Source organism: Streptomyces siamensis (assembly GCF_039543605.1).
Lineage (GTDB): Bacteria > Actinomycetota > Actinomycetes > Streptomycetales > Streptomycetaceae > Streptomyces > Streptomyces siamensis.
The window spans coordinates 26,844-52,769 of sequence record NZ_BAABKB010000039.1 but is presented as its reverse complement, the minus strand read 5'-3'; the positions used below and the strand labels follow the sequence as shown (position 1 = coordinate 52,769).

Here is a 25,926-nt window from a genome sequence, read left to right as displayed (position 1 = left end):
TCAACCGACCGAGTGAAACCCCAACACCCCAGGCCAGCCCCCAGATCAGCATCTGCTACCAGCCCGACAAACATGAGCTCTTCCCCACAGCCCTCTCCCACACGCGGGCCGGTGGCAGCCTGCCGAGCCGCGCGGGCGAGGTGATCGTGCAGGGCGAAGACCTCGGAACGTGGATCACCGCGCAGCGCGCAGGCTGGGAGCAGCTGGTCCCAGCGCAGCAGTATTTGCTGGAGACGATCGGAGTCGAACCCCCGCGGAAGGCGAGACGGTAGTGCCGGCGCGGCGGTCACAGGACGAGCGGTGGGCCGTCAACCTCGCGGCGGCCCGCCAGTTCCACGGCCGCGAAGGCCATCTGATCGTGCCCCGCAAGCACGTCGAAACGATCACCGTGGACGCCGACGGGGGCCAGGAGGCCGTAAAGCTAGGGGCCTTCGTGGACAACAGCCGTAGGCGGGCTTCGAAGCTGAGCAACCAGCGCCGGGCGGCACTCGATGAGTTGAGTGCGCTGGTAGCGGGCGACACGGGAGCCATCGCGCGCTTGGCTGCTGACGCCATTTCGTGCGTGCTTGGTCCTGACGAATCACGAGTTGGGTAAAGGGCGGCCACCATGCGTGTATGGCGGCCGTGATCGGAGGATGGCCGGTCTTCGGGGGGGGCGTCGTCATCGGCGTACGTGGCGACTAAGACACTGGCGGGGAGTGCACCCAGACATCGTCATCCGACCACTGCCAGGAGTCGACGCCGCCCAAGTCGTACAGTCCGGTGACCCCCAAAGGACGACCGTCATCATCCTTGTTGATCGTCTGGGACTGAGTCTTTCCCGAGTTCACGTTGTACTTCAAGGACACCGACCAATCACACAGCTTCGGAGCCCTCAAGAACGGGGTCAGGACCAAGAAGCCCGGGGACTGGGTCCCGCCCAGAGAGACCACCTTGTCGAAGGGCGCTTCCGACGGGCTGTCCGTCGGCTCCTTCTGCTTGAAGACGAGCGCGGGCACGGACGAGCCATCGGCGGTGAGGTTGAAGTGCGCATCATCCCAAGTCTCGGTCCCCCCACTCCCGATCGAGATGTGGGTTTTCACTGGCGACGGCCGGCAGTTGACCGCCTGTGCCGCCAACTGCGTAACGACTACTGCCTTCTGCCTCTCGCTGGTCAGCTGCAACTTGTACGAACCAGCTTCCATGCCAACACGCCACCCACCGCGCTTCTTCACGAAAGCCCAGATAGCCTTTTGGTCCCTCAGCCCCTTAAGCTCCGCCTGCTCCTCGGGAGTGAGCCGCCGATCAAGCACCCAGCTCTCCCACGGATCCTCGTCGCTGAGCCCCGGGTTCATCTTCCAGTCGAACGGCTTCTTGGCATCCTCGATCACATCCGCGTTGCGGTCGTCGCGCTCGGCGTCTCCCTGAGAATGCCTGTCCTCCAGCCGGTGCGACACCTCGAAGCCGCCGACGATGCTGATCAATGCCACGACGCAGGTGACGGCGATCGCTCGGAAGGCACGCATTCGGCCGCGAGCCGGATCCTGTCCCGATAGCTGCTGCAGCACTTCATCGCGCCACGTTGGCGAGGCCGGCGTCGGTGGGGCAGACGCTGCCGGTTCGTTCGGGGAATCACTGTCGGAACCGGCAGCATCTGGGCTGGCGTTGCTGCCCTCGCTGGGGGCCTGCCCATTTCCCGCAGCTGGGTCTGGCGCTGCCGGGTTCGTCATCGTTCCTGCTCCTCGCAGCCGCGTCAGCCTGTCGCGTCATTGGGACACAGGAATGTACTTCATCACGCGTCAACTCTCGTACTACGCACGGCCGACGGACCATGTTCGGGAGGATCCGGAGATCATCATCAAGCTCACCCGCGTCGATGGCCTTGCGCAGAACGGGCATGGCGCCCGTGAGAGCCGATGGACCGCTGGCCCCGGAAGGGCATTGCCTAGTACATCGAGTCACGCAACAGGCGAAGGGCGCTCCGTCCAGAACCGGGGGCGTCGATGTCCCAGGGCTCACGCGCAATGTCGGCCTCGGCGAGACGGCGCACCACGTACTCGCCGCCGTGAGCGTCCCAGGCGTTGATGAGTTGATCGTGGTATGCGCGGGCGACCGAGGACATCGTGCTGAGGTCGGTTGGCAGGCGGCCCCATTCGATATTGGTCCGCGTGGAGTCGTGATGCCCCCAGGTGATGCGGAGCCGGTGGCCATGGACAGGCGTGGAAGCTGTACCGGCACCGAGTGAACTTCGCGCGCCGTACGGCAGCATGGCTGCAACCAGGTCCATGACCCGCATCAATTCCAATGTCTCGTACGTCTGGGCGCTGGTCACCACGAGAGGGCCGTCGAGGAGGTGGGCAGCGGCGGCGGCAATCCAGAGTGTCCCATTGGTGATCCGGCGAGGAAGCTCCTCATGAAAGTTGCTCGCAAGATTCTCGTTGGGGCTGATCCGCAGATGGAGGGGAGCAGCAGGTCCTTGGATGGTTGCTGGGTCGGGACGGCCGTCGGGAAGGACGAGGCCTCTTCGGGCCGTCAGTGCAGCACGGCACAGTGCGGTCCAGCCGATGGATCTGCCGGCTACAACGCTCCATGGAACACGAACGTGTACGCCGGCATAGACGGGTCTGTTGTACGCGTCGATCCAGCCCGCTGTGTCCAGGACAGAAACTCCGAGCGCCAAGCGGCCGCCGGTGGCGGCCATCGCGGGGGCCACCTGGAACCAGGGCAGCTTGTCATGCGGGCTGGGCCATCCTGGCAGCCAGTGATGCATCTGGCCTTGGTAGATGTCCTCGTGTTCCGGAGGCCAGCACTTCAGAATGCGGTAGCCGTCTGCGCCGTCCGGCGGCTTGCTCCACAGCACCCAGCCCGCGGTCCCTTCGGTGTCCGCGGCGCCTGTGAGCGGCTGCGTGGGGGCTGTGGCAGAAGCCGAGTTCCGTGACCTGCTGTGGGTGAAGGGAGCTGTCGGCGGTGCGGTCTTGTGCGGGACCTCGCTGCGCGGTGCCGACGCGCGAGCGGAGGGGGTGTCCACCACCGTGCGCAGCGTGGGAGTTTTGTCGCTGCCGCGTGGGGCGAGAATGTGCAGCAGGGCCTGGGGGCTTGGCCGGCGTTCTGGCTGTTTGTCCAGACAGGCGGCAACGACGGGCCGCAGCCATGCTGGTAGGGGGGTGAGGTCAGGATCATCGTGGACCACGCGGTACAGGAGTGCCGCAGCATTTCCTTCCCCGAAGGGACTGGCTCCAGTTGCCGAGAAGTACAGCACCGCGCCCAGCGAAAAGACGTCGCTCGCCGTACCCACCGGTGCGGCAGTGGCCTGCTCAGGGGACATGTAGCTCGGAGTTCCGATCACAACTCCCGGACCCGTCAGGATGGTCGAGCCCTGCAGGGCCTTGGCGATGCCGAAGTCGATGACACGCGGGCCGTCGTCCGTGACCAGGACGTTCGACGGTTTCAGGTCGCGGTGGACCAGGCCGACGTCATGGATGCAGGCCAGTGCCTCTGCGAGGCCGGCACCCAGGTCTCGCACCGCCGCGTCGGCGAGTCTGCCTTCCCGGGTCATGAGTACGCCGAGGTCGGGCGCCGGTATGTACTGGCTTGCGATCCACGGCGTCACCGCATCTGGGTCCGCGTCCAGTACATGGGCCGTCCAAAACCCACCTACCCGCCGTGCGGCTTCGACCTCGCGTCGCAAGCGCGCACGGAAACCCCGCTCGGCGGCGATGTGCTGCCGCACGACCTTCACCGCGATACGGCGACCACCACGCGACCTGCCGAGGAAAACCTCGCCCATGCCCCCTGCCCCGAGCCGGGCCTGCAGCACGTATCCGCCGATCTCTCGTGGATCGCCAGCCCTGAGATCCTGCACCGCTTCCAGGCCCCCGTCCTGCTTCTGCCACGCACGATAGCTCAGGGAAAGAAGCGGTATGTCGGATACGAGGCAGTCACGTCCGACGACCGCCTGCGCCGCCTCGTCGTCGTGTCAGGATCAGTGCAGGGCATCGATCGCCTTCACGATCAAGGCGCGAGCGTCGGCGCCGTGGACGGCGAGCTCCGTGAGTCTGGTGAACGCGCGTAGGTAGATGTCCAGTTCGCCCGGGGCGGTGACGGTCACTTTTGCGGCGAGCAGTTCCACGTTGACTCGTGCGTCGTCGAAGACGGTGAATTGTTCCAGCGGCCACATGATCTGTTCCCGTGGCGCCTGGGCGGGGATGATCCCCAGGGACATGGAGGGCAGTGCCATGGAGGAGAGGAGATGGCCCAGTTGGCCGGCCATTACCTCCGTGTCGCCGATGCGGTGGCGGAGGACGTTCTCCTCGATGAGTGTGGCGAATCGGTGGTCGCCTTCGTGGATGACACGTGAGCGCTGCATGCGTGCCTGGACGGCCTGGTTCACGTCGTCGGGGGTTGTGCGGAAAGTCGCGATGGTGCCCATGAGAGCCGTGGCGTAGCCGGGTGTCTGCAGGTAGCCCGGGATGACGTGGGAGGCGTAGACGCGGAAGTGGCGGGTGCGTTCGTACAGGGGTGTGGACGACTCCTGAAGCTGTTTCAGTCCGGTGCGTTGCAGTCGTCTCCAGTGGACGTACAGGGAGTCGGCCTGCCGGTTGGCCGCGATCAGGTCGGCCGCCTGTGTGTCCGCGTCGCAGGCCGTGCACCAGGCCCGGATGTCCGCGTCGGACGGTGCGGTGCGGGCGTTTTCGATGCGGGAGGACTTGGCGACGGACCAGTGGCAGCGCTGGGCGAGTTCCTTGCTGGTGATGCCTGCGTCCAGGCGTATCTCCCGCAGGCGTGCGGCGAGTGCTGTGCGTGCCTGCTGGAGGCTGGACGTGGGGAAGGGGGGCATGTCGGGTTACTTGACCTCGTACTCGTCGTGCGGGGTGGCGCGTTCCCAGATCGTCTCGAACGCGGCGGAGGACATCTGCACGATGCTGGGGTCCTCGCGTAGTTCTTTGCTCTCCCAGTCGCCGTCGCCGGAGAAGTGGTGCACGCGGATCAGGCGGTCGTCGAAGATCCAGAAGTCGCAGCCGGGCACGAGGAGATCTGCTGTGCGGTGCCGGGGCAGCCATCGCACCAGTTCGCCGGCCTCCACGTTGGCGCGGGTGACGTAGTGCTCCCAGCGGATGTACTCACTGACGGGCTCGGAGATGATCCGGGCCCGGCGGATGCGTACGCCCCGCTCGACGGCGTCGGCGATCTGCTGGTGGAAGGACCGCCACCAGGAGGGTCGGTCGTCCCAGTCGGCGCGATGTCCCTGCTTCCACGCCTCGAAGCGCGGGTTGCTGAAGTAGCTGTCCCGCATCTCCAGATGGACCGCCGACCGCTCGGCGCCGGCGAGGAGTTCACCGAACTCCGGGATCGAGCTCATCGCACGCCTTCCTGATGATCGGAATCATCCGTCGGGGGATCCTGATGACCGTCTCTGCAGGCGGGATCGGAGCACGGGCCGGAGATAATGCGTCGCAGCGTGCGGTGGCCGCGTCGTCGGCTTTGTAGCTCTGGATCAGCAGATCCGATGTGTCCGTGTCGACCCATACCGTCGGGCATCCATCGTCATCCGTGTCGGGGTCGATCCCGACGAACTGAATGTTCATACTGGCGTGCCTCCCGTGCTAGTGGGTTGCAGCGATTTGCACCACCGTCACGCCCCCGGATGACGCAGTCAAGAGTGCGTACCGGCCACGACCTGGGCCCTTCAACTCATGTGTAATTTGGTGCAACTTCGTAGCGGGTGCGCTGCTCGGGTTCCTAGCGTCGTCCACAGCGACAGGCCCACCCCTCTGCTCCCGCGCACCGCATTGCCGGCGCCGGGGCAGACCTGTGCCAGTGGAGGCACTGGATGACGACCATGGATCCACCCGTCACACTCGAACTGCCTCTGGCTCCGCCGGCGCCTGCTCCGGGCTGCGGCGTCTGCGGTGCCCTTGCCCGGCAGCGGGCCCAGGCCGTCGACGAGGCCGATCTGTCCCGCGCGACGGACTGCAGCGTCGAAATCCGCAACCACCCCCACCCGCAGCGCCGTGGAGGCAGGTCGTGAGCGGCACCCGATGGCAATGGCGCGATGCGGGAAGCGCCTCCGGTCACGTGCAGCAGGTCGCCGACAGCGGCACGTTCAACCGCATCCAGACTGCGTACCGCGCCTACATCGACCATGCCACCACCTGCGACGACTGCGGACACGGAGCGGTCCGGTGCGCGGAGGCGGACCAGTTGCGGAGGACGTACCGCGCCGCACGCACCCAGCACTGAGGATCGTCGCCAGCACCTCCTGGAGATTTCCGTAGAGACCCTGCTCCGGTTTCCACATCTGCTCGACGCCCGCCAACGGACCGGCCGCATCGTCGGATCCGGCCTACCGCGGCTGGCGGGTGGACGGGGTGAGCCGCGTACCGAGCACCCGGCAGCGTTGGACAGTACGGTGGCCCTGGGCGACATGCGCGCCGGTCGACCAGTGGAGAGAGCTGCTCTGTACCCGGTCCCATCTACGGATCGGCCCTGTCGGCCTACCGGGGCACCAGAAAGTGCCGAGAGGCAAGCGAAGTCGGTAAAGCCGGGATCTGGCCCGTTCCTTGAGACCACTCTGTAAGGGTGATCGAGACGAACCGCGGTGAGTACTCCTCTGCCATCAGCCTGTCCAAGGTGCTGGAATGGGCCCCGGACCTGGTCAGCCTCTACAAGACGGCAGGCACCAGCGTCCGCAATCACGGACTGGAAGGAGTACGGGCGGCTGTGTATCTCGTGCTGGACCGCTCACGCTCCATGCGGCCCTACTACGCCGACGGCACCATGCAGCATCTCGCGGAGCAGGTGCTGACGTTGTCCGCGCACCTGGACGACGACGGGACCGTCCCGGTGGTCTTCTTCTCCACCGACGTCGACGGATCCACCGACCTCAATCTCGGCAGGCACCGCGGCCGCATCGACAAGCTGCACCAGAACCTCGGGCACATGGGGCGCACCAACTATCACTGGGCGATGGACGAGGTCATCGACCACTACCTCGACTCCGGCAGCGACGAGCCCGCTCTGGTGATCTTCCAGACGGACGGAGGCCCCACCAGCAGACCCGCCGCCGAACGCTACCTGTGCAAAGCCGCCCGCCTGCCGTTGTTCTGGCAGTTCATCGGCTTCGGCGACCCGGCCGACAACGAGTTCGCGTTCCTGCGCAAGCTCGACACTCTCGCCGTGCCCGAGCGGCGTGTCGTCGACAACGCCGGCTTCTTCCACGCCGGACGCACCCCCCAGACCGTCAGCGACGACCTCCTCTACGACCGGCTCCTGCAGGAATTTCCCACCTGGCTCACGGCCGCCCGCAGCGCAGGCATCATCTAGCAACACCCCCGGCCGGTTCCCGGCGGGGTCGGCAGGGCGCACTGCGGTGACGACGGCCGGCCGGTGAGGCTCCTCAACAGGCGTCGTGGGCACCGAACTGCCTTGCGGTTTCTGCGACATGGCGAGCGGGAAGGTGGCGTCCCGGCCGGGCCACCGGCGCGAGGTGGCCCGGTGGCAGGTCACGGCGGCGGGAGTGTGCGGCTGTGACCGGTGTCCTTGCGCAGGCCGCATGACGGTGACCCCGTCGGCCGAGGACGGGGTCACAGCGCGTGTGCGGTTGTGGCGGCCTGCTGGCACAGGTGACCCGCCAGGACTTCCCTCTCCCCCAACGCATTCTGCCGCCGGGGAACGAGTGAATCACCATCCCACTTTTCGGGGGTCCGAATTCACTGCAGCACTCCTACCCGAGCCCCCGAAGAGGAAAACCTCACCATGAAATCCAGCATTCGGACGATGCCCGTCTGCCATGTAGCAGACTGCGAGGAAGCCGTTCGGCGGGTTCCCGGAACAGCCGGCACACCGTTCCCTCGCCGCACCGGGAGCCGTCCGGGAGAACACCCGCCCCGGGCAAGGGAGAACAGGTCCGCGCGGCCGCCGGAACGAGGGGCCGGGCTCAGTCCCCTTTGAGGCCGTGAGGGGGCTGCGTCTTCGGATGCCTGACGTTCCCACAGCGCACGCGAGCTGCTGAAAGCCGCCCGCAGGGCGGGTGACACCGAAAGTGACGCGCGGGATCAGGGCGCCTGAAAAGCCCTCACGGTTCAGCCGAATACACGCCAACACCCGTGGAACCCAAGTGAATTCACCGGAAAATTCTGCAGCCTGTCGCAGGATTTCGTCAGAAGATATGGGGGGAGGAATGCAGAACCGGCTGGCACCGGACTTCCCTTTCCTCCTACCCTTCTGGAGGTGCCCATGGGCACTCCTCGCACGCATTCCACCGCCCGCCCGCGCCGGAATGCGGAGAACCGTCCCTCCCGGACCACGTTCATCGTGGTCCTGACCATCGTCGTCGGCGCGCTCACCAGTGCCGTCCTGACCGTGGTCTTCGCCCCCGAGCAGCCCGCCGCGGCCGCCGCGGCCGGAGTCATCGCAAGCTCGGGTCTCACCGCCGCGGTCGCCATCCTCACCCGCCAGTGAACCCAGCCCCGCGGCCGGACAGCCACCTCGATGGGGCCGTGACAGCAGGCCCGGTCGCAGTGCCCGCCGGCCGCGGGCAAGACGACGACCACCCGCACCATCCGCGGGCGCTGCGTAGGTTGCGGGTGGTCAGGTGCGGGCCCGGATGCCGCCGAACCCGGCCCGGACCGATGCAGGTGGTGGTGACTGCGGTGCGGACGTGGACGAACAGGTGCGGGTTGCCGGTGGTCGGCCGGCAGTCGGTGCGGTGCTGGAGGTAGGCGACCAGGCGTTCGCGGACCCGGCAGCAACCCGGACACGGGCGACGGGCGTGGCGAAGAAGGCCGGGCCGCCGGCGCAGCCCCCGTGGACCCGGGGCCGGGTGCGGTACCGGACGCGGACCGGGGCACCGCCGGCGGCCGGCACGGGGCGGTGTCGTGAGGGGCGGGCGGCTGGTGGTGGTGCTCGGGGCACAGGTCCGTTTCCGCGGCACCCGGTGGCAGGTCGTCGCCCTGGCCGGACAGGACATCCACCTCATGGGCGAGGTCGGCAACGAGATGGCCGTGCTCGCCGGGTACTTCTTCGCCGGCCTGGACTTCGCCGTCATCCACGCGGTCCTGCCCCGGGCCGTGCTGACACGGTGGCTGGTTCCCGGCTCGCTCCGGGTGCTTCCCCGTCCGCACAGGGGCCGCACTCCCGTCGGGCTCGCGTCCAGATCGGATACGTTCTTGGTGGTCGCTGATGCCGATGGACTGAGCGAAGCATCCCGCTGGAAGCCGTGCGGCCAGGGTGGCGGTCTGCTTGTCCGCCCCGGTCTCTGGCAGGCTGTCCAGCAGGTTGGCCAGCGCGTGCGGGCTGTCGGGGGCGGCGTGTGCGGCCAGGGCGGCGGCCTGTGTTCGCCTGGCTGCACGGGTTTCGGTACCTGCGCATCCGCCAGGGAGGCAGGGCCGGCAACCACGAGAGTCTGTTCATGTGCGCTCTTCTGGCTGGGGTCAGCTGGTCGCCGGGGCGCGAGCGCGGAGCAGTTGACACCGATGAGCAGGCCATCGCGGCTTGCGGCCGGCATCGGCACGCCAGGAGTCCATGGGCGTCGGCTCCGCCCGCATGCCTGGCACCCGGATTTCGACCGCTCCAGCGGTGCGGGCGGTGGACGGCCAGAAGGCGTGCTGCGCCGGTCATCAGTGCCCAGGGCTACCGTCGCCGTCTTGGACATACGAGACCGTCTGCGCCTGACGAACGAGTCGGAGGAAGGCCGCTGTCTGCGCACCGCTTTGGCTCATGACGGCGGGAGCGTGGCGCGGGCCGCCTCGTTCCGTCAGGAGCTCTTGGCCTTACCGACGTTGACGGTGGTGTGCACAGACATCGCTGTCGCTTCTCGGGCATGTGAGGCGTTGGCCTGTCCGCGCAGCCGGTCGGGTGCAGGCATCGGCGCTTGCGTCGGCGCACTGTGCTGCCTGTACTGGTCATGTTGAAGGCATGGCAGTCCCTGCAACAGATCGGTCATCTGCGGAGACGGGCTGACTTTGAGTTCGCGCTGAAGGTAGGCCTTGTATTGGTGGTAACACTGCACCGCGTTCGCGACATTGCCTTCGGCGATGTGAATTTCGATGACGATGCGGTGGGCGGTCTCCCGGATCGGATCGATCGCGGTTGCAGCCAACGCTGCTTGGAGGGCGTGCAGGTACTGCTGAGCGGTCAACATCTGCTGGGCCAGGCCCTCCAGGGAGTACAGGCGCATTTGGTCCCAGCGTTCGCGGTCCGCTTGCAGCCACTCGTCAGGCCAGCCCGGTAGGAGATCCCGGGTGAAGGCTTCTATGAGCGTCTCGCTGTCTGTGGGCAGCGGTGTCGGCGTGTCGACACTTTGCCGGGCCGAGTCGCGGATCTGGAGCACGTCGACCTGGACCAGTGGCGACATCCGCAGGCGCTGGCCTATGCAGTCAATCAGAGTGACGCAACAGGGGCGCCGCCCTTGGCACAGTGCCGAGCGCAGGTTGGCCGCGGCTCGGTGGCACGGGTAGTCGGGCCATAGTTGCTCCGCTGCCACGCCCCGGTGGACGCCCTCGGGCTTGAGGCCCAAAAGAGCCAGTAGTCGCTGTGTCCCAAGGGGTAGGGGCACCCTGCTGCCGCAGCAAGTGAGCTCGAAGACACCCAGGAGTTCGAGCGATACCTCGTTCGAGGTTTCGATTCCAGACACGTTCACCACTGTGCCGCCGTCATGTGCCACGCGCATCCGGTCAGTCCGCTCTTTGGCGCAGATGACGGCGGGGCAAGCCTGCCGCTGTCACCTTCCGGCGGCTGCAGCAGTCGCTGCCTCCTGCGTCGACGACGCGTCGTCGATGCATCAAAAACGCTTGAGCCACGCCACTGCACCATCCGCCCCACGTCGCCCGAACAGAGGCGGGGGATGCTCACGGGTAGAGGAATTCAGGATCTCCCGTCCGTGCAGGGGCCCGTGGGCTCACGGCTTGATATCGCCAAGGCAGGCATCACGTCCGCACTCTCTGCGGCATCGCCTGAAAGCACGGCAAATGGGAGCAGCCTCAGAAAGGGAAAAATGATGGTCGCCACCAGCCAGGCAGTAGCAACACGAGCAAATGAAGCGGACACCGACTACGACGCGTATCAGACCGTCGTTCAGATCATGAGCAAGGCAATGTCGGATTCGATCCTCGATTCCCTCAGGCAGCTCAAGGACCCACAGACCTTCACTGCGCACGTCAGGGATGCGGCGACCGCTCAAGGAATCGACCCGGACGCCGTGCGCGAGAGCGAGGAACTCTTCAACCGGTTCTGGACGCTGGCCAACGGCGTCGACCTGGATCTGTCCTGGAAGAGCAGTTCCGGAGTCCCGGTCCGCTCTGCCGTGATCGCCGATTCTCTGGAACCCACCCAGCCGCCTGTTTCCCGGTCCAATGGCCAGGCAAGGTTCTCCATCGGAGTCAGCGCCTTCGGCGTCGGCATCGGGGTCAGCTGGTAAGAAGCAGACACCTTCGCTCCCGTTGTTGCATGAGGGAAATCCCAGGCTCATTATCAGGCTCTGGGATTATCTGTCCAGCGGCAGACTGAATCATCGAGACGGGAAATCTGTTCCGGGATGGCACCGAGCTTTCCGAGGTCTCGGAAAGCTCGGTTCCGGTATACGGCATAGATCCACGTGTACTCCGCATGAGGGTCGAAGGATTGCCGGCAGGTCCCGGGACCACGGCAGGTGGTGGGGCCCCACTGTCGTAGTTCGGGCACGGGTGGCCGCCGGCCGGACCCCGGTCCCGCAGCGGGGGATGCGGACCTCGTGCTGCGGATCCGTGGGCCGAACCGTCACCGGCCAGGGTTTTCACCCGACATGAAGAGGCGAGTGCCATGTCACGTCAGTTTTTCCAGCGCGGCCGTCTCGTCGAGGCTGAAGAACTCGACGATGTGATTGCGGTCAAGGACAGCCTCGGCAGATCTGCTGCCGATGTGGAGTCAGAACTGGGAAGCAGTGCCCGCGGGCAGGTTCGCGACGCCGGCGTCGACGACGAGACGGCCGACGCCTTCGCCCGGGCCAGCTGGATATTCGTCAGACCGAATCAGCAAACCCGCGAAGCGCTCACCACAGGCGAGGAGATCCCCGGGGCGGAAGCGACCGGCACGGTCATCCTGCGGTCCAACGGCAGAATCGGTATTGCGACCGACGCTCTGACTGTCCAGCTGCAACCGGCGCTCTCGAAGGACGAGGCCGAACTCGAGCTCGAGGCGGCCGGTCTGACGGTGGTCAACAGACTCCGCTTCGCCAAGAACCTGTATGAGGTGCGAGCCACGGCGTGGCAGGACGCCCTCGCCGCCTCCGTCGAACTCCAGGGCAACGACCGCTTCGTCTTCGCCGAGCCTTCGCTCATCGAGCATGTCCCCGGCCGGTTCAGGCCTGCCGGTGCCCAGTACGCGCAGCAATGGCAATGGAGGAACGTCGGCACGAACGGTGGTACGCCGGATGCCGACGTTCATATCGAGTCGGCGTGGGACCGTACCTTCGGAGCCGGGGTCCGGGTCGCCGTCATCGACAACGGCTTCGACGTGGAGCACCCTGACCTCGCTCCCGGGGTGGATCCGTTGTCAGGTTTCCTCGCCGATCATGTGGGAGGGGCAGTCTTCGTCCAAGGCACTGCCGGGATGCCCGACAGCGGTCATGGCACCTTCTGCGTCGGCATGGTCGGGGCCCGGCACAACAACGGGGAGGGTGGTTCGGGAGCGGCCCCCGAGTGCAGCCTGATGCTGCTGGCGTGTCTGCCGGACCAGGTCGGCACGCAGGCGACCCTCGCCCGCGCCGTGGCATACGCGACCGACCCGTCGGTGGAGGTCCCCGCAATCGCCCCGGGGAACGGGGCGGACATCCTGGTCAGCAGCCTGGGCCCGAACGTCGCGGAGTGGGATCTGACCAGCGCTTTGGACCTTGCTCTCAAGTTCGCCGCCACGAAGGGACGTCAGGGCAAGGGACTGGCGATCTTCTGGGCGGCGAGCAATGGCACAAACGTCGACATCGCCAAGGACGAAGTGGTCTCCCATGCGGACGTGATCGCCGTGGTGCGGTCGACCAACCAGGACCTGGAGGACAACGCGGCACGCGGCTCGGAGGTCGAGCTGATCGCCCCGGGCGTCAAAGTTCTCAGCACCACGTCCGGTGGCGGTTACGGAACCAAGACCGGCACCAGCTTCGCTGCTCCGTGCGCGGCCGGATGCGCGGCACTGGCGCTGTCGGCGAACCCTCACCTCACGCGCGATGAACTGCGCGAGGTGATGCACAAGTCTGCCGACCACATCGGAGGACCGGGGGTCCAGTACAACGAGGCCGGTCACAATGACGACTACGGCTTCGGCCGGGTGAACGCCGCCCGGGCCGTCGCGCTCGCCGAAGGACTGAACCCATGAGCGAGGAACCCGCGGTCATCCGCTGTCACGTCGTCGCCGAGAACGCCGGAGCGCTCAGGGAGTTCCTCAAGGAGACACAGCCTGATGTCGGCTGCCGCGCCATCGCGCACCGCACCCCGGCCGGTGTCGAACTGGACCTCTACTTCCGCCAGGACCAACTGGGCGAGGCCAGAGCGTCCGGTTCGGCATCGCTGGTGGACATCACCGAAGTGGAGAACATCACCGAGAGCTGGCGTACCCGGCAGGAAGAGGTCGGCGGCGGTGACCGCTTCGCAGACCGGGACGCCGTCCCCCACGGTCTGGGCAGGAAGGAGTGAGCATGTATCTCAACGTGACCGAGATCGAATCGGCGATCACCAACTTGCACGACGCCCACCCCGGGGCGACAGAGATCATCACTCCGCCCCACCCCACGCACGAGGGCCGGACAGCAAGGCTCTTGCGGGTGGGGACACGACCGGTCGACGAGGTGCCCGCAATCCTGCTGCTGGGCGGGATGCACGCCCGGGAGTGGGTGCCACCCGACGCACTGATCTCGCTGGCAGCGGACCTGCTCGAGGCACACAGCCTGGCCACCGGACTCGGCTATGGAGCATCGGCGTTCACGGCGCCCCAGGTGACGCAGGTCCTGGACAGCCTCAATCTGTTCTTCTTCCCCTGCGTCAACCCTGACGGCCGGGCCTTCAGCCAGACCACTTCCGCGACGTGGCGCAAGAACCGCCGGCCGGCGCCTGCCGGGTCCACGGGTCCCTCATGCGTGGGGGTGGACCTGAACCGGAATTTCGATTTCCTTTGGGATCACACCGCGAAGTTCGCCCCGAACGCGCATGTCCACACGTCAGACAAACCGTGCGATGTACAGGTCTACCGAGGGCCGGCGGCAGCGTCGGAGCCCGAGACCCGCAACGTGGTCTGGGCTCTCGACAACCATCCACAAATCGAGTGGCTGGTCGACGTCCACAGCGCGGTTCCGGTGATCCTGCACAACTGGGGCTGCGACCAGAACCAGTCCGTCACCCCGGCCGACAACTTCCGTAACCCCGATCTCGATGCAGTGCGGGGGCGGCCGGACGACGGCATCGGCGAGTTCATTCCCGAGCAGGACCTGCAGATCGGGGTCGAACTGGCGGAGCAGATGAACGACGCGGTCCGTGCAGTACGTGGGGTCGACTACGGGGTTGATGCAGCGTACGGCCTGTACCCCACCTCGGGGACGAGCGACGACTACGCGTACAGCCGGCACCTGACCGACCCGGCCGCCACGAAGGTGTTCGGCTTCACCATCGAGTGCGGTGACACCTTCCAGCCGGACTTCGGCGAAGCCGAACAGGTCATCCAGGAGGTCTCGGCCGCGTTGGTGGCACTCGCGCTGAAGGCTCCCGAGGTCACTCACAGCGTGTAGCCTGCCCAGAACGCACCTGTCTGGTTTGCCAGAGTTGTTCACCCCCCAGGGAACCGCCGGCAGCTCCGTACAGGTTCGGCCGGCGGCTGCCGCTGACAAGGCGTCAGGCCGGGGTCTGCCGGAACTCCGTAGCGGCTTCAGGGAAAGGGCACGCTCATGACGCATGAGCCGCAGGTGCCGTTCCGGTCCCCCATCGTGGGTGACCTCAACCTGCCGCCGGACGGTGGGGCCACCGAGGGCCCCACCCCGACCGACCCGCAGCAGCGCCTCCCGATGCTGATCGAGCTGAATGTGCTCTATCCCGGGGGCCTGCTGGCGGTCCGCGAGGCCTTCTACCGCCTGTGGGAGCAGTACGCGACGCAGGCCGGCGGATGGTGGCCCGAGGAAGCCACCTCGACGAGCCCCGTCCAGCCCCCCGTTCCCAGGGGTCTCGCACTCATCGCGCCGAAGCTGTACCAGTGCGTCATCTCCCGCGCCGTCCTGCGCGACATGGTGACAACAGACCAGGAACTTGCCGAGCACAGCCACCGGCCGCCGACCATCTTCCGGGTATGGCCGGACTACGTACTTCATCCGCAGATCGATCGTTCCGCTCCCACCGTGAAGGCCAACGCCGCCTGGCACTCCTACGACGCACGCGGCCGCGGAATCGTCTGGGCCGTCATCGACAGCGGAATCGATGCCAGCCACCCGCACTTCTCCCGGCTGGAACTCGCCTCCGCCGGCCGAGGGGAGGATCCACTGCAAGGGCCGGCCAGCCAACTGCACCGCGACTTCAGCTTCCTCGTGAACCCCGCAGACCCGGCGCAGCCTGACGCCCAGGCTCAACTGCAGCCCCTGGTGGACGCCAGCGGGCACGGTACACACGTCGCCGGCATCATTTCGGGTTGCACGCCCGAGGGCATGACGCCGCGTGTCGCGGAGTCGAAGGAGCCGGTGAACGGCGGATATGTTCAACGGGCCCATGTGGGCAAGCTGTCCGGGATGGCGCCCGCATGCGAGTTGGTGAGCATCAAGGTCATGCGGCTCAGCCGGCAGGGCACGTGGATCACGTCGTCCAGCGCGGTCATCCGCGCTCTTACGTACCTGCGAACCGAAGTCAACGTGGACCCTGGGGTTCTGCGCGTACACGGGGTCAACATGAGCCTGGGCTCCGAGTGGAAACCCGACCAGTACGCCGCAGGCCAGTCACCGCTGTGCCAGGCGGTGAATCAGCTTGTCGCCTCCGGCGTGGTGGTGGTCGTCTCCGCCGGCAATTTCGGTGCCCGTACCGCAGGAGACTCGTCCAACACCTCCGCCGTCATGGGCTCGATCACCGAACCAGCACATGCCGAAGACTGCATCGCGGTCGGATCCACGCACCGGGACGCGCCTCATGCCTTCGGCGTCACCTGGACATCGGGCAAGGGGCCAACGCTCGATGGGCGAATGAAACCGGACGTCGTGGCGCCCGGCGAGTGGATCGCCTCTGCCGCCAGCGGCACGATCCGGGCGGCGGCCGGACTGGACCCGGCCACCGGAGCGTCTAGCCCAGCCAGCTCGCTGACCTACGCCGAGCAGTCCGGCACCTCGATGGCGGCGCCACACGTCTCCGGCATCATCGCAGCCTTCCTCTCCGCCCGCCCGGAATTCATCGGCCGGCCCCGACAGGTCAAGCGCCTGCTCACCGACAGCGCCACCGACCTCGGCCGGGAACGGTATGCACAAGGGGCAGGCCTGGTCGACCTGATGCGCATGCTCGCGAATGTCTGACGAAAGGGAAGCGGACATGACACGACTGGCGACGAACGAGCCGGCGTGGGACCTCGAATTCGAAGAGAACGGCCGGCTGACGGCACCTGCCGCACGAGACTTCCTCGATCAGGTGATCGCCGAAGGCGTCGACGACCTCTTCCTGTTCAGCCACGGATGGGGAACATCGAAGGACAGCGCCCGCACGCTGTACAACACGATGTTCCCGATGATCCGGGATGCTGCGACCGGCACGGCAGGCATCGGCAGGATCGGGTTCGCCGGCATCTACTGGCCTTCCCTGTGGTTCCCGCCCACACAGGCAACCCCTCCGCCGGCGGATGCCGCGACGCAGGCCGAGAACGGCGCTGTGGTGGATCTCAGCGCCGGTACAGCAGCACTCTCCGGGACCGAGATCGCCAAGTCCCTCCAGCCGGGCTTCGCCGACCCCACGCAGCAGCAGACAGTGACGGAGATCGGCCGGCTCATCGACCAGGGGGAAAACGCAGTCGGCTCGAACGAGCCCGACGCGCACAAAGAGGAACGGCTGCGACAGATCCACCAACTGCTGACGTCTCTCGTACCGCCATCACCCGATGGCGAGTTCGAGGACTCGGGCGAGACCGCTCTGCTCCTGACAACCGACCCCAAGACGGCATACCAAGCTGCCGCCGAGGCATTTGGCAGCGCACCACCGGGCTCCGCGACGCAAGGCATCGGCGACTGGTTCAGCCACGCCCTCAACGGCGCGAAGGACGCCATGCGCGTCCTGTCATACACGGTCATGAAGGCTCGCGCCGGCGACATCGGCCGCAGCGGGCTGGGACCACTGCTCGAGGCCCTGCACAGCCGGTCATCCTTGGTGCGGGTCCACCTGATCGGCCACAGCTTCGGCGCCCGGCTGGTCTCCTTCGCCCTGTCCGGCATCAGCTCAGCCGCAAGCAGCCCGGTCGCGTCACTGCTGCTCCTCCAAGGTGCCTTCTCCCACTGGTCGTTCGCGCAGAAGAAGGACAACCCCTTCGGCAGCGCCGGCGCCCTCAACGCCTTCGCGGACCGGGTACACGGCCCCCTGGTGGCCACCTTCAGCGTCTTCGACTGGGCCGTAGGCGTGTGGTACCCGAAGGCTTCCTTCCTGGCCCAGGAGGACGCGCAGGCCAAGACGGCGGGACGCTGGGGCGGCATGGGCTCCGACGGATACCAGGCAGTGCACCCATCGGAAGACCTGGTGATGCCGGCCAACGGCAACATGAACGTCCAATTCACTCCCGGAACCTTCTACCGGGTCAACGCCGCCAGCGTCATCAACCACGTACAAGGAGAGCCCTTCTCCGGCGCGCACTCAGACATTCGCAAGATCCCGGTAGCGGCGCTCGCTGCAGAAGTCGCCGCAGCACACGCATAGATGTCCAAGCCGCAGGACATCGTGCGGTCGCGTCCCCTGCCGGACGGCTCGGCCCCGTCGACGGTGACCGTACAGCAGGACGCGGCCGGCCGCTGGTTGGTCTCCCCGCTGTGCGACGACCCCACCACGAAGCCGCTCCCGGCAGCGGATCAGGCCGTCGAGGCGAAAGACGACGGATCCAACCGGGCCACAGCCCGGCGCAAGGTCGCCCGGGATCCATGCCCGGATCACCGACGTGCGCGAGAACGCTCGTGATCGAGGACCTGAGCAAGCCACGTGATCGCGATCGACCGCTTCTCCCCCTCCACCCGAACCGCCAGGGTGTGGTGGCCCGCTGCACCGCTCGAACGCGTCATGCGCGAACTCGGACGCACCAGAGCGGTCTGCGGCAAAAGAGGTGGTCACCACGAAGCGGCCTTCGGGACCGCGACGTCGTAGCCCCCGGCCCCGAACCGGTGCCGGGTCACCGACTTCACCCACGTCACCCCGCTCGTCGGCGTCGTCCACCTCGCCTTCGTCGTGGACACCTTCACACACCGCGCCGGGGGGCCCGCGCGTGGCGTGGCCCGAAACGGCGAAGCCGACTCGACAGATCCAGGACCCGGCCGGCGGCCGTCCTGACGGATCGTGCGTATTCCTCCCGTGCAATCCGCAGGCATCTCCGCCGGCCCGGCATCCGTGCCGTCATCCCGCAACCCGCCGACCAGGTCGGACACCGCCTGCGGCGAGGCCATGCAGGAGGCCGCCCACCGGGTCTCGATGCCAAGACGTACAAGCAGCGCAACGCTGTTGAGCGGTGCATCAACCGCCCCAAGCAATGGCGTGGTTTGACGATGGGCACCGACAAGCTCGCCCTTGCCCACCAGGCGGCCCTGCACCTGGCGGCCGTCCTGATCCGGGCCCGACGCCGAGCCGTAACGACCAGCCCACGGCGCTGCCCCGGCGCCTGGTCCGCGTAGCTGCACCTCAAAACGGAGATTCGTCGGGCGGTCTCGCAACCTCAACGACGTCAGGAGACGCATGATGCTGAAGGGTCACAATCAGCGGGCAGCGGTGGCAGGCATCTTCGCCCTGCTCCTGCCACCAGCGGCAACGAGGCCGCAGTCGACAAGCCGGCAAGCCACCGGCATCCGGCGGCAAAATACGTGTGATCCTCTGGGCCAGGCTGCATCGGGCACCGTCGAAGTGACGACAACTGCTTCCTGCGCAAGGGGCGCCGATACGGAAGACCTCAGCGGGCTCGACCGGCTGGGCCAGATCCGTTACCTCTGGGGTCACGGGGACCATCTGGTCCAGATAGCGCACATGCGGCTCATGGGCCGTTCCAGCCACCACGCCGAACACCACGGCCCCGGACATGTCCGGCTGCGCGCTGGGGCAGTAAAGATCCTGGTCCTTGTTGCGGTCTTCCGCGGCATGCTCCTCAGAAGGCATGTCTATCCTCCATCAGCAGGGGGCGGGGCACTTCCCTCGCTCTGCGATTCACGCCAGGGTTCACCCCAATTGAATGCGATGCCGACTGTGGTGAGGCCAAGGCCAGGGATCGAAAGCGATCTATTGGGGTCCGAAGCGCGTTCATCCAGAGCCCTGATGACGCCGGCAAGTGCCGCCTGCGTCAACTCATCCACGCTCACCCGGGGAACCTCGCTCATCGTTCTGCTGGGGTCCGAATCGCGTTCGTCCAAAGCCCTGATGACGCCGGCAAGTGCCGCCTGCGTCAACTCATCCACGCTCACCCGGGGAACCTCGCTCATCGTTTCTCTCCCTGAAGAAATGGATTGAAAGCCGAGCACGTGCGCGGCCATGACGTGCCTGCGCTACCCTCCGCCGTGCCTCCAAGCTCTCCGGGCAGCGGCCTCAAGCCGTCTTCCCCGAGCATTCACAGCCCCCGTTCCGGCGACGTGGGCCTTGCATGAAACAGGCGTCGCGCAAGGGTTGCCCATGCATCAATCGCACATCGTCGCCGCAGGACGCGGCTGCCGGTACGGAGGTGGGAGAGAAGGCGAGCAGGAAGCCGCCCGGATCCGGCACATCACCCTGTCCACGCTCACCCACACCTTCCTCAAAGCCCGTCACACGATCTCGTCGAGGTGTCCTGGCCGGGACACAACGCCGGGCCTGGCAGTGGTGGAGATCGCCGCTGCCGACGACGCGACCGCGTTCACCCTCCAGATGCGGGCGAACCGTGTGCTGCCGGCCGCCCGGCGGATCCGTAGGAGCCTCAGGACAGACTGCCCCGGCACATCGTCCCGGGGGCCGGGGTGCGGCCCGTGCGGAGGTATTGGTCGACCGTCTCCGTGACGCAGCGGTTCTGCGGATATGTGCCGTGGCCCTCCTCCTGGGCCGTCAGGAGGACGCCGACGCCGTCGCCCAGGGCGCCGGCCATGCGGCGGGCGCCGGAATAGGGGGTGGTCGGGTCGCCGGTGCCGCCGACCACCAGGACGGGGGCCGCGCCGTCGGCGTTCACCTGGAGCGTGGCGCGCTCGCCGTCGAACGGCCAGTCGTAGCAGAGGTACACGCCGGTGGACCAGGCCGCGCCGAAGACGGGTGAGGCGGCCTTGATGCGGGCCTCGTCCCGGTCGAGGCGTTCGAAACCGGGGCGCAGGCTGGAGTCCGCGCAGGTGATCGCGGTCTGGGCGGCGCGGCTGTTGTCGGGCGGGGTCGCCGCGCGGTCGGCGGAGCCGATGCCGTCCGCGCCCTTGCTCAGCAAACGGCCGTCGTTGTGGTCGATCAGCGCGGTGAGGGCCTTGGCGAGCGGCCCCCAGCCGTCCGTGCCGAGGTCGAGATGGTCGCTGACGGCGTACGCGAGGTCGTCGGCGTCGAGGTTTTTTCCGGCGCCTGCCGGGGCGGGCTTCTTCTCCAGGCGGTCCGCGAGGCGCGCCATGCGCCGCGCGGCCTCCTCGGGCCCGTCGCCGGTCGGGCAGTGGCGGATACGGGCCGCGCAGTGCGCGGCGAACCGGTCGAACGCCGCCTGGACCGCCTTGACCTGCGACACCTGCTTCTCGTCGAGGTCCTCGGTCGGATCGACGGGCGCTTCGAGGACGAGCCGTCCGACGTGCGAGGGATACAGGTGGGCGTAGACCGCGCCGAGCGCCGTTCCGTACGAGACGCCGAAGTAGTGCAGCCGCTCGTCGCCCAGGAGGTAGCGCATCAGGTCGAGGTCGCGCGCGGTGTGCAAGGTGCCGACGTACGGCAGGAGCGGCCCGGAGTGCTCGGCGCAGGCGTCGGCCCCGTCGTAGCCGGTGTCGTCCGCGGTCTTCCCGCAGCGCACGGGGATGGTCGCGCCGACGCCGCGCGGGTCGAAGGAGACCAGGTCGTAGCGGTCCAGGAGCGGCTTGTACTGGTTGAGGAATTCGGGCAGTCCGCTCACGCCGGACACGCCGGGGCCGCCGAAGTTGAGGACGAGCGAGCCGATGCGCCGGGCGTTCGGGCCGGTGGCCTTGCGGCGGATCAGGGCGACGTCGATCGTCTGGCCGTCCGGTTTCCGGTAGTCGAGGGGGGCCTTCATGGTGGCGCAGTCGTAGCCCGCGCGCGCGGTGGGCGGCGAGGCGCAGCTGGACCAGTCAAGGTGCTGGCCGGTGGTGAGCGCGGTGGGCAGACCGGCGGGCGGGTTGTCCGCGGTGAACTCCGTACGCGACTGCGCCCTTTGGCCGGGAGCGTCATGCTGGAGCCAGGCGCCGACCGCCCCGATCACGGTGAGGACGACTCCGGCGATGATGCACACGCCGGCCAAGAGGCCCGGTCTGCGGCTTCGTATCGGATGTGCGTCACTCACCGAAATCCCCGCGCTCCCACCCCTGGACGCCCGCCCCGTGCCCGCACTCCCGTATGCCCGTATCCGTGATCGTCCGAGCGTCGAATGCGTGCAGGATACAAGCCGGTTCCGCCAGCACGGCCGGACACCCGGCGTGCGATGTCCGGGGCGGCAGGGGTGTTGCGGTTCAGTGAGGAACGGGATCCGTTCGCGCCGGCCCAGTTCATCTCGCTGCGGATCGCCCCTGAAGGCGCGTACGGGCGCCGCGGCATCGAGGCTGCCACCAGGTGGCTGCGCGAGACGGGCAACACTGAGCTGCGGGTGCCGTACGTGTTTCACGGCCCCTGAGGGGGCGCCGTCTGCGGGTATCCGCTGGGGCGGTGGCTGGCGGAGTTCGGCGCTCCTACGGCGCCAACACCCTTGGAGCCCGGCGCCTGGTGGAGCTCGAGGCGCTCGGGATGGCCAGGTCCGCCTGGGGCACCGCCTGGGCTGACGGCCTTGCCGTCGCGAAGGACTGCGCCGCCGTCCAGGGCCACTTCCTCCCGCCTACGAACGCCGTCCGGGGTGCCGGGGGCGGTGGCGGTCTGGTTATCGGGACCTGGGCCAAGAACCAGCGCGCCGCAGCCAGAAGGACCCGTGAGAACGCCGAAGGGCGCTGCCGGGAAGCAGCGCCCGTCTGTTCCAGTACGAAGCCCCACCCGTAGGCCGCGGTAGGCAGGCCGCCACGGGTCCTGCCTGGCTCCGCTGGTATCCGGTCTTTCCCCGCGCACTCTTCGTGCTCACTGTTGCCTCCCGAGCCAGGTTGGGCATTCGGATGAGCGATCTGCAGGCGACGTGGGTGCCTCTGACCGGCGGGAAACATCGCCCGTGGACGGACTTGTGAGTCTTGTGCGCGAGCGATAGCAAGAAGAACGCGGCGCCCCAGGCGATGGCTGGGGCGCCGCGCTGTGTGACCGACTCTCGTTGTGCTCGACGCTTTGGGAGGCTGTGTCACAACCTCTTTCCGCTGGCTCGCGAAGAGCCGAATCCTTGGGCGCTCAGACGCACCGGTCACACAGGGTTTCGCGCCGCAGAGCGGACCGAGACCACGCCACCCCCGGCACAGGCGCCCACCGGCCGCGGTGCGCCCGGTGCGGCGGCGGACCGTACGGCGACTGCCAGGCCGGCCGCTCGGTCCGGCCCGAACGGCCCACGCTTCGGCGCCGTACGGCCGGGCCATGGAGCAGGTCGGCTGCCAGGCCGGGGTCGTTGTCGTGCAGCAGGCTGTGGAGCTCGGGTGGTACGGAACGCACGTTCATCCGCTCCGGGACAGTGACCTTGGTGGGGTCCCCGGACCCGGTGCGCAGCGCGAGGAGCCAGGCGTCGGGGAACTTGTGGTGCGCGGTGGCGCGGAGTTTGCCGTTCGCCCGGAAGCGGCCGGGGGCGCGCCTGTGGCAAGGGCGGAGAACTGTCGGCAGGCAGGTGGGCGCGACCGCCCAGATTTTGGACACAGAGATACACCGGTTCCAGTGAGAAGACCGCAGCGAAAAGGAGTGCGGCGCACACGTGCGTCGCACGACGGATCAGCGCTCGAGGGATCTCACTTGGTGTACAACGGCACGTCCTTGAGTGGGTGACTGCGGGCGGGAGAACGGTAGCGGCACACGAGGGTTCGGTTCCACGGGTTTTCGGGCGGGTGACGAACAGCGGCTCGGCGAGCGCGTCGTCCCGGCACTGCCCGGTGCGGCTGGCGGACAGGCGGAGGCCGGACTGGCCAGGGTGGCGGATTGCCGGCTGGTGTTCTGCCCGACTGTCGTTGAGCTCTGCGCCGTCCCCAGTACGCCAACGGCAACCAGCAGAAGCTCAAGGCGACCATCGGCATGGATGTCACTGCCGGCTCCCCCAACATCAACATCAAGTACTCCGAGGTCGATGCCTTCTACTCCAACGTGCGTTTCGGCTACGCCGGCCCTGTGGCGGGCAAACACCAGGGCACCGTGTTCACCCAAGGCCGCGTCGGGCTCGTGATGAGCCAGAAGGACCCCGAGGTCAACGAGAGCACCCTGCACATCTGAGACGCCCAGAAGCACCCGAGCGCACCTTCCCCTCCTTCCCCGGCAGGACCGCAAGGACAACCGCAAGGGCGGCCTGCGCATCGACGACATGTACACCCTCAGCCGCGTGCTCGACGGTCACCCCTTCTATGTGAAGATCACCAACTAGCCCAGCAGAAAGGCCTCTTGCCATGGCGCTTCTTGCCCAGTACAGCGTCTGCGCCACTCCCGGCCGCCGTATCGTCGAGGTCTACGACACCGACGCCTGCCTCGGCGACGAAGCCGCCATGGACGCCGCGGAGTCGCAGGTGGTGGCCGGCAACGGCTACCACCTGTACCTGATGAGCCTTCAGCCCGACATCACCGTCCAGGTGGCCATCCGCATCTGGGGTACCCCGCCCGCCCCGCCCGCCGACGCCGAAGGCCACACCCCCATCACGCTCGAATCCGAGACCGGCGTCCTCGTCGTCAACCAGCTCGAGCGCGGTCCCGCCGGTGAAATGCCCCTGCCCCGCCCCGGCGTCTACGAAGGCCACGCCTGGTGGGCCGGCCGCCAAGGGGCCGCCGACTACTACGACACCTTCCTCGCCCAGGACACCGAGGACTGGAGCACCGACAAGATCCGGCAGTACTTCGAGCAGTGCCCCGCCGACGAACGCTACGTCCTCGACCTCGCGTACACCCGCGAGCCCGAACCCGAACCCGACGAAGACGAGGACCAGGACGAGGAGTTCTGACGGCCTCCCGCGGCGGGAGGGGTGGTGCACTCGTCCGCGCAGTAAAAATAAGCTGCCCGCCCTGCGGCCACCGAGAGCACGAACGAAGCAGCACTCCAGCCGTTGCCGGTCACCAGCTGCAGAACATCGAGCACACCCCCGCATCGATCCGGGCTCCGCCAGACCGTCAGCGCATAGCGCTCGGCGTTCCTTCACATGCCCTGCCTGCGTGACGGGCTGGCCCGCACGGGCGCGGTCGCCGACACCTTCGAGACCGCCGCCACCTGGGACCGGATCCCCGTACTCATCGACGCTGTACGCACCGAGGCCGGCGCCGCCGCCCTGGAGGCCACCGGACACCGGGCACCGGGCACGGGGCACGGGGCAACCGTCAAACTGCCGTCTGACCCACGTCTGCCCCGACTGCGCCGCCCGCTACTTCACCGTGGCCGTGGCCGGCCGCCCCGGCGACGACGTCCAGGTCTGGGACGGCAACAAAGCCGCCGCGAACGACGTCCTGCACCGCCACCGCGCCACGATCACACCGTGGGCCGCGACCACCGCCCCGCCTACGCCCTCCAGCACTGCGAACCCTTCGCACTGGCGCTGCGAGCCGCCAACAACAGCCCCGGCCCGCATCACATCCCCACCCGGATGTCCTGCTCGCCTGACAGGCCGGTCCGCGGAAAGCGAGCCCCCGGGTGCCTGATCAGGCGGAGGCGAAAGCCTCCTCGGGGACATCGTCGAGGACGAATCCGTTGTCGAGCCGGACGCGGACCGTGGCATGGAGCATCCGCCGCTGGTAGGCGACCCACTGCTCTTCCAAGGCCCCCACCTGCTCCTCCAGCTGCTTTCTGCTCGCCGGCGGCATCTGGTGGCCGAAGTCGTCGAGGAGCGACTTGAGGCGCAGGTACTCACGAACCTCGTGGCTCTGCTGCCGGTGATGCTCGTCCACACGCTCGACGATGCCCTCGATGCCCGCTGCCAGGGCCACAGAGGCGGCGAAGGCACCCGTCTCCTCCAGGGGCTCACCGGCTGGGCTCACCGACCCGGCCAGCCGAAGATCCGCCGCCAGCCGCACCCGTTGGCCCACGTTCAGCGTCATCGATCCTTCGTCTTCCTCATCGGCCACCGGCGATCCGGTACACGTGGCGACGCCAGACGTACCGGGCAGGACAGGATCATCCCACCCTCACCTCCGGCCCGGCACGGTCAAAACCCCCACCGACCCCCGCCCGCACAACAACCGCACCACGGGCGAACAGAAGCCCGAAGACGGTCTGCCGGACGGTGGCAAGAACGGCTCGCAGAACACCGACGCCGACGGTGAAAAGCAACCTCCGTCCCGCCTCGGTGTCGATCGACAACGCTCCTCAAGCACTGTCGCCATACACCCAGTCCCTCCTCTACCACCGCAAAGCCGAGGCACTGTCGCGCGACGGTGACCACCCAACGGCCGGAACGGCTCTCAACCGTGCCGCGTTCCTCTGGGAGCGCGGCGCGGCGGAGGAACACCCGGACTGGCTCGACTGGTTCGCTTCTACAGCGGCGACGCCGATGTTGGTGAC

The 25,926-nt window shown here is 67.6% G+C and carries 26 protein-coding genes and 3 pseudogenes; 18 read left to right on the top strand and 11 right to left on the bottom strand.

The features are described from left to right. Positions 1–169 precede the first annotated feature (169 nt). Positions 170–595, top strand: coding sequence for a helicase associated domain-containing protein (locus ABEB03_RS37150; protein WP_345657327.1), 426 nt, complete (start codon positions 170–172; stop codon positions 593–595). A gap of 85 nt (positions 596–680) precedes the next feature. On the opposite strand, the gene ABEB03_RS37145 is transcribed toward ABEB03_RS37150, so the two are convergent. The 5 genes from ABEB03_RS37145 to ABEB03_RS37125 all read right to left on the bottom strand — a co-directional run bounded on the left by ABEB03_RS37145 (position 681) and on the right by ABEB03_RS37125 (position 5,564). Beyond that, positions 681–1,463 (bottom strand): hypothetical protein, encoded by a 783-nt coding sequence (locus ABEB03_RS37145; RefSeq protein WP_345657326.1) that lies wholly within the window; start codon positions 1,461–1,463, stop codon positions 681–683. A 461-nt stretch (positions 1,464–1,924) separates the two neighbouring features. Beyond that, complete coding sequence (locus ABEB03_RS37140; protein WP_345657325.1) at positions 1,925–3,841, bottom strand: serine/threonine-protein kinase; 1,917 nt, start codon at positions 3,839–3,841, stop codon at positions 1,925–1,927. Between the two features lie 120 nt (positions 3,842–3,961). After that, positions 3,962–4,816, bottom strand: coding sequence for a helix-turn-helix domain-containing protein (locus tag ABEB03_RS37135; protein WP_345657324.1), 855 nt, complete (start codon positions 4,814–4,816; stop codon positions 3,962–3,964). Between the two features lie 6 nt (positions 4,817–4,822). Continuing rightward, a complete protein-coding gene (locus ABEB03_RS37130; RefSeq protein WP_345657322.1) occupies positions 4,823–5,338 on the bottom strand; it encodes a DUF6879 family protein in 516 nt (171 codons plus the stop codon). Then, the gene (locus ABEB03_RS37125; RefSeq protein ID WP_345657321.1) at positions 5,313–5,564 is read right to left on the bottom strand and encodes a hypothetical protein; all 252 of its coding nucleotides are present in this window, start codon (positions 5,562–5,564) and stop codon (positions 5,313–5,315) included. The genes ABEB03_RS37130 and ABEB03_RS37125 overlap by 26 nt, the downstream gene beginning before the upstream one ends. A 245-nt stretch (positions 5,565–5,809) precedes the next feature. On the opposite strand from ABEB03_RS37125, the gene ABEB03_RS37120 reads away from it, so the two are divergent. The 4 genes from ABEB03_RS37120 (at position 5,810) to ABEB03_RS37105 (ending at position 8,439) form a co-directional block, all read left to right on the top strand. After that, positions 5,810–6,007 (top strand): hypothetical protein, encoded by a 198-nt coding sequence (locus tag ABEB03_RS37120; protein ID WP_345657320.1) that lies wholly within the window; start codon positions 5,810–5,812, stop codon positions 6,005–6,007. After that, positions 6,004–6,219: a hypothetical protein gene (locus tag ABEB03_RS37115; RefSeq protein ID WP_345657319.1), complete on the top strand. Its 216-nt coding sequence runs from the start codon at positions 6,004–6,006 to the stop codon at positions 6,217–6,219. The genes ABEB03_RS37120 and ABEB03_RS37115 overlap by 4 nt, the downstream gene beginning before the upstream one ends. Before the next feature lie 339 nt (positions 6,220–6,558). Continuing rightward, on the top strand, positions 6,559–7,302 hold the full coding sequence (locus tag ABEB03_RS37110; protein WP_345657318.1) for a vWA domain-containing protein: 744 nt from the start codon (positions 6,559–6,561) through the stop codon (positions 7,300–7,302). 912 nt (positions 7,303–8,214) lie between these two features. Next, positions 8,215–8,439 (top strand): hypothetical protein, encoded by a 225-nt coding sequence (locus tag ABEB03_RS37105; RefSeq protein WP_345657317.1) that lies wholly within the window; start codon positions 8,215–8,217, stop codon positions 8,437–8,439. Positions 8,440–9,733: 1,294 nt separating this feature from the next. Here ABEB03_RS37105 and ABEB03_RS37100 read toward each other — a convergent pair. Next, on the bottom strand, positions 9,734–10,333 hold the full coding sequence (locus tag ABEB03_RS37100) for an AfsR/SARP family transcriptional regulator (protein ID WP_345657316.1): 600 nt from the start codon (positions 10,331–10,333) through the stop codon (positions 9,734–9,736). A 639-nt stretch (positions 10,334–10,972) separates the two neighbouring features. On the opposite strand from ABEB03_RS37100, the gene ABEB03_RS37095 reads away from it, so the two are divergent. The 7 genes and pseudogenes from ABEB03_RS37095 to ABEB03_RS37065 form a co-directional block, all read left to right on the top strand. Beyond that, positions 10,973–11,395 carry a PLP-dependent aminotransferase family protein gene (locus ABEB03_RS37095; RefSeq protein WP_345657315.1) on the top strand — a complete coding sequence of 141 codons (423 nt, stop codon included), beginning with the start codon at positions 10,973–10,975 and terminating at the stop codon, positions 11,393–11,395. 380 nt (positions 11,396–11,775) lie between these two features. Continuing rightward, complete coding sequence (locus ABEB03_RS37090) at positions 11,776–13,320, top strand: S8 family serine peptidase (RefSeq protein WP_345657314.1); 1,545 nt, start codon at positions 11,776–11,778, stop codon at positions 13,318–13,320. Beyond that, a complete protein-coding gene (locus ABEB03_RS37085; RefSeq protein ID WP_345657313.1) occupies positions 13,317–13,637 on the top strand; it encodes a hypothetical protein in 321 nt (106 codons plus the stop codon). The genes ABEB03_RS37090 and ABEB03_RS37085 overlap by 4 nt, the downstream gene beginning before the upstream one ends. Before the next feature lie 2 nt (positions 13,638–13,639). Next, entirely contained in the window at positions 13,640–14,722 is a 1,083-nt protein-coding gene (locus ABEB03_RS37080) for a M14 family metallopeptidase (RefSeq protein WP_345657312.1), read from the top strand. A 156-nt stretch (positions 14,723–14,878) separates the two neighbouring features. Beyond that, positions 14,879–16,474, top strand: coding sequence for a S8 family peptidase (locus tag ABEB03_RS37075; protein WP_345657311.1), 1,596 nt, complete (start codon positions 14,879–14,881; stop codon positions 16,472–16,474). A 16-nt stretch (positions 16,475–16,490) separates the two neighbouring features. Then, positions 16,491–17,855, top strand: coding sequence for a hypothetical protein (locus ABEB03_RS37070; RefSeq protein ID WP_345657310.1), 1,365 nt, complete (start codon positions 16,491–16,493; stop codon positions 17,853–17,855). 575 nt (positions 17,856–18,430) lie between these two features. Continuing rightward, positions 18,431–18,814 (top strand): annotated as a pseudogene (locus ABEB03_RS37065) (transposase); the annotation flags it as partial. 7 nt (positions 18,815–18,821) lie between these two features. Here the strand turns inward: ABEB03_RS37065 and ABEB03_RS37060 are convergent. Continuing rightward, the gene (locus tag ABEB03_RS37060) at positions 18,822–19,289 is read right to left on the bottom strand and encodes a hypothetical protein (protein WP_345657309.1); all 468 of its coding nucleotides are present in this window, start codon (positions 19,287–19,289) and stop codon (positions 18,822–18,824) included. Between the two features lie 2 nt (positions 19,290–19,291). Then, positions 19,292–19,609 (bottom strand): hypothetical protein, encoded by a 318-nt coding sequence (locus tag ABEB03_RS37055; RefSeq protein WP_345657308.1) that lies wholly within the window; start codon positions 19,607–19,609, stop codon positions 19,292–19,294. 49 nt (positions 19,610–19,658) lie between these two features. On the opposite strand from ABEB03_RS37055, the gene ABEB03_RS45495 reads away from it, so the two are divergent. Beyond that, the gene (locus ABEB03_RS45495) at positions 19,659–20,156 is read left to right on the top strand and encodes a DUF6207 family protein (protein WP_425589356.1); all 498 of its coding nucleotides are present in this window, start codon (positions 19,659–19,661) and stop codon (positions 20,154–20,156) included. Here ABEB03_RS45495 and ABEB03_RS37050 read toward each other — a convergent pair. Further along, positions 20,077–21,630 (bottom strand): alpha/beta hydrolase, encoded by a 1,554-nt coding sequence (locus tag ABEB03_RS37050; protein WP_425589355.1) that lies wholly within the window; start codon positions 21,628–21,630, stop codon positions 20,077–20,079. The two genes, ABEB03_RS45495 and ABEB03_RS37050, sit on opposite strands and share 80 nt — an antisense overlap. A 156-nt stretch (positions 21,631–21,786) precedes the next feature. On the opposite strand from ABEB03_RS37050, the gene ABEB03_RS37045 reads away from it, so the two are divergent. Both ABEB03_RS37045 and ABEB03_RS37040 read left to right on the top strand, forming a co-directional pair. After that, complete coding sequence (locus ABEB03_RS37045) at positions 21,787–21,957, top strand: hypothetical protein (RefSeq protein ID WP_345657307.1); 171 nt, start codon at positions 21,787–21,789, stop codon at positions 21,955–21,957. Positions 21,958–22,279: 322 nt separating this feature from the next. After that, positions 22,280–22,492, top strand: a pseudogene (locus ABEB03_RS37040) (replication-relaxation family protein); the annotation flags it as partial. Positions 22,493–22,646: 154 nt separating this feature from the next. On the opposite strand, the gene ABEB03_RS37035 reads toward ABEB03_RS37040, so the two are convergent. Beyond that, entirely contained in the window at positions 22,647–23,099 is a 453-nt protein-coding gene (locus ABEB03_RS37035; protein WP_345657306.1) for a DUF1062 domain-containing protein, read from the bottom strand. Positions 23,100–23,468: 369 nt separating this feature from the next. On the opposite strand from ABEB03_RS37035, the gene ABEB03_RS37030 reads away from it, so the two are divergent. Both ABEB03_RS37030 and ABEB03_RS37025 read left to right on the top strand, forming a co-directional pair. After that, a complete protein-coding gene (locus tag ABEB03_RS37030) occupies positions 23,469–23,663 on the top strand; it encodes a hypothetical protein (RefSeq protein WP_345657305.1) in 195 nt (64 codons plus the stop codon). 170 nt (positions 23,664–23,833) lie between these two features. Further along, positions 23,834–24,379: a hypothetical protein gene (locus ABEB03_RS37025; RefSeq protein ID WP_345657304.1), complete on the top strand. Its 546-nt coding sequence runs from the start codon at positions 23,834–23,836 to the stop codon at positions 24,377–24,379. Positions 24,380–25,067: 688 nt separating this feature from the next. On the opposite strand, the gene ABEB03_RS37020 is transcribed toward ABEB03_RS37025, so the two are convergent. Then, entirely contained in the window at positions 25,068–25,463 is a 396-nt protein-coding gene (locus ABEB03_RS37020; protein ID WP_345657303.1) for a hypothetical protein, read from the bottom strand. Between the two features lie 245 nt (positions 25,464–25,708). Between ABEB03_RS37020 and ABEB03_RS37015 the strand changes: the two are divergent. Continuing rightward, a pseudogene (locus ABEB03_RS37015) lies at positions 25,709–25,894 on the top strand (transcriptional regulator); the annotation flags it as partial. Positions 25,895–25,926 lie beyond the last annotated feature (32 nt).

What these genes read in the sequence shown, in the direction of transcription:
- ABEB03_RS37120 (WP_345657320.1), top strand. Translation starts at nt 5,810, where the DNA reads ATGACGACCATGGATCCACCCGTCACACTCGAACTGCCTCTGGCTCCG.
- ABEB03_RS37080 (WP_345657312.1), top strand. Translation starts at nt 13,640, where the DNA reads ATGTATCTCAACGTGACCGAGATCGAATCGGCGATCACCAACTTGCAC.
- ABEB03_RS37135 (WP_345657324.1), bottom strand. Translation starts at nt 4,816, where the DNA reads ATGCCCCCCTTCCCCACGTCCAGCCTCCAGCAGGCACGCACAGCACTC.
- ABEB03_RS37130 (WP_345657322.1), bottom strand. Translation starts at nt 5,338, where the DNA reads ATGAGCTCGATCCCGGAGTTCGGTGAACTCCTCGCCGGCGCCGAGCGG.
- ABEB03_RS37060 (WP_345657309.1), bottom strand. Translation starts at nt 19,289, where the DNA reads ATGCCTTCTGAGGAGCATGCCGCGGAAGACCGCAACAAGGACCAGGAT.
- ABEB03_RS37085 (WP_345657313.1), top strand. Translation starts at nt 13,317, where the DNA reads ATGAGCGAGGAACCCGCGGTCATCCGCTGTCACGTCGTCGCCGAGAAC.
- ABEB03_RS37105 (WP_345657317.1), top strand. Translation starts at nt 8,215, where the DNA reads ATGGGCACTCCTCGCACGCATTCCACCGCCCGCCCGCGCCGGAATGCG.
- ABEB03_RS37030 (WP_345657305.1), top strand. Translation starts at nt 23,469, where the DNA reads ATGGATGTCACTGCCGGCTCCCCCAACATCAACATCAAGTACTCCGAG.
- ABEB03_RS37125 (WP_345657321.1), bottom strand. Translation starts at nt 5,564, where the DNA reads ATGAACATTCAGTTCGTCGGGATCGACCCCGACACGGATGACGATGGA.
- ABEB03_RS37055 (WP_345657308.1), bottom strand. Translation starts at nt 19,609, where the DNA reads ATGAGCGAGGTTCCCCGGGTGAGCGTGGATGAGTTGACGCAGGCGGCA.
- ABEB03_RS37100 (WP_345657316.1), bottom strand. Translation starts at nt 10,333, where the DNA reads ATGTCGCCACTGGTCCAGGTCGACGTGCTCCAGATCCGCGACTCGGCC.
- ABEB03_RS37095 (WP_345657315.1), top strand. Translation starts at nt 10,973, where the DNA reads ATGATGGTCGCCACCAGCCAGGCAGTAGCAACACGAGCAAATGAAGCG.
- ABEB03_RS37075 (WP_345657311.1), top strand. Translation starts at nt 14,879, where the DNA reads ATGACGCATGAGCCGCAGGTGCCGTTCCGGTCCCCCATCGTGGGTGAC.
- ABEB03_RS37090 (WP_345657314.1), top strand. Translation starts at nt 11,776, where the DNA reads ATGTCACGTCAGTTTTTCCAGCGCGGCCGTCTCGTCGAGGCTGAAGAA.
- ABEB03_RS37025 (WP_345657304.1), top strand. Translation starts at nt 23,834, where the DNA reads ATGGCGCTTCTTGCCCAGTACAGCGTCTGCGCCACTCCCGGCCGCCGT.
- ABEB03_RS37020 (WP_345657303.1), bottom strand. Translation starts at nt 25,463, where the DNA reads ATGACGCTGAACGTGGGCCAACGGGTGCGGCTGGCGGCGGATCTTCGG.
- ABEB03_RS45495 (WP_425589356.1), top strand. Translation starts at nt 19,659, where the DNA reads ATGACGTGCCTGCGCTACCCTCCGCCGTGCCTCCAAGCTCTCCGGGCA.
- ABEB03_RS37070 (WP_345657310.1), top strand. Translation starts at nt 16,491, where the DNA reads ATGACACGACTGGCGACGAACGAGCCGGCGTGGGACCTCGAATTCGAA.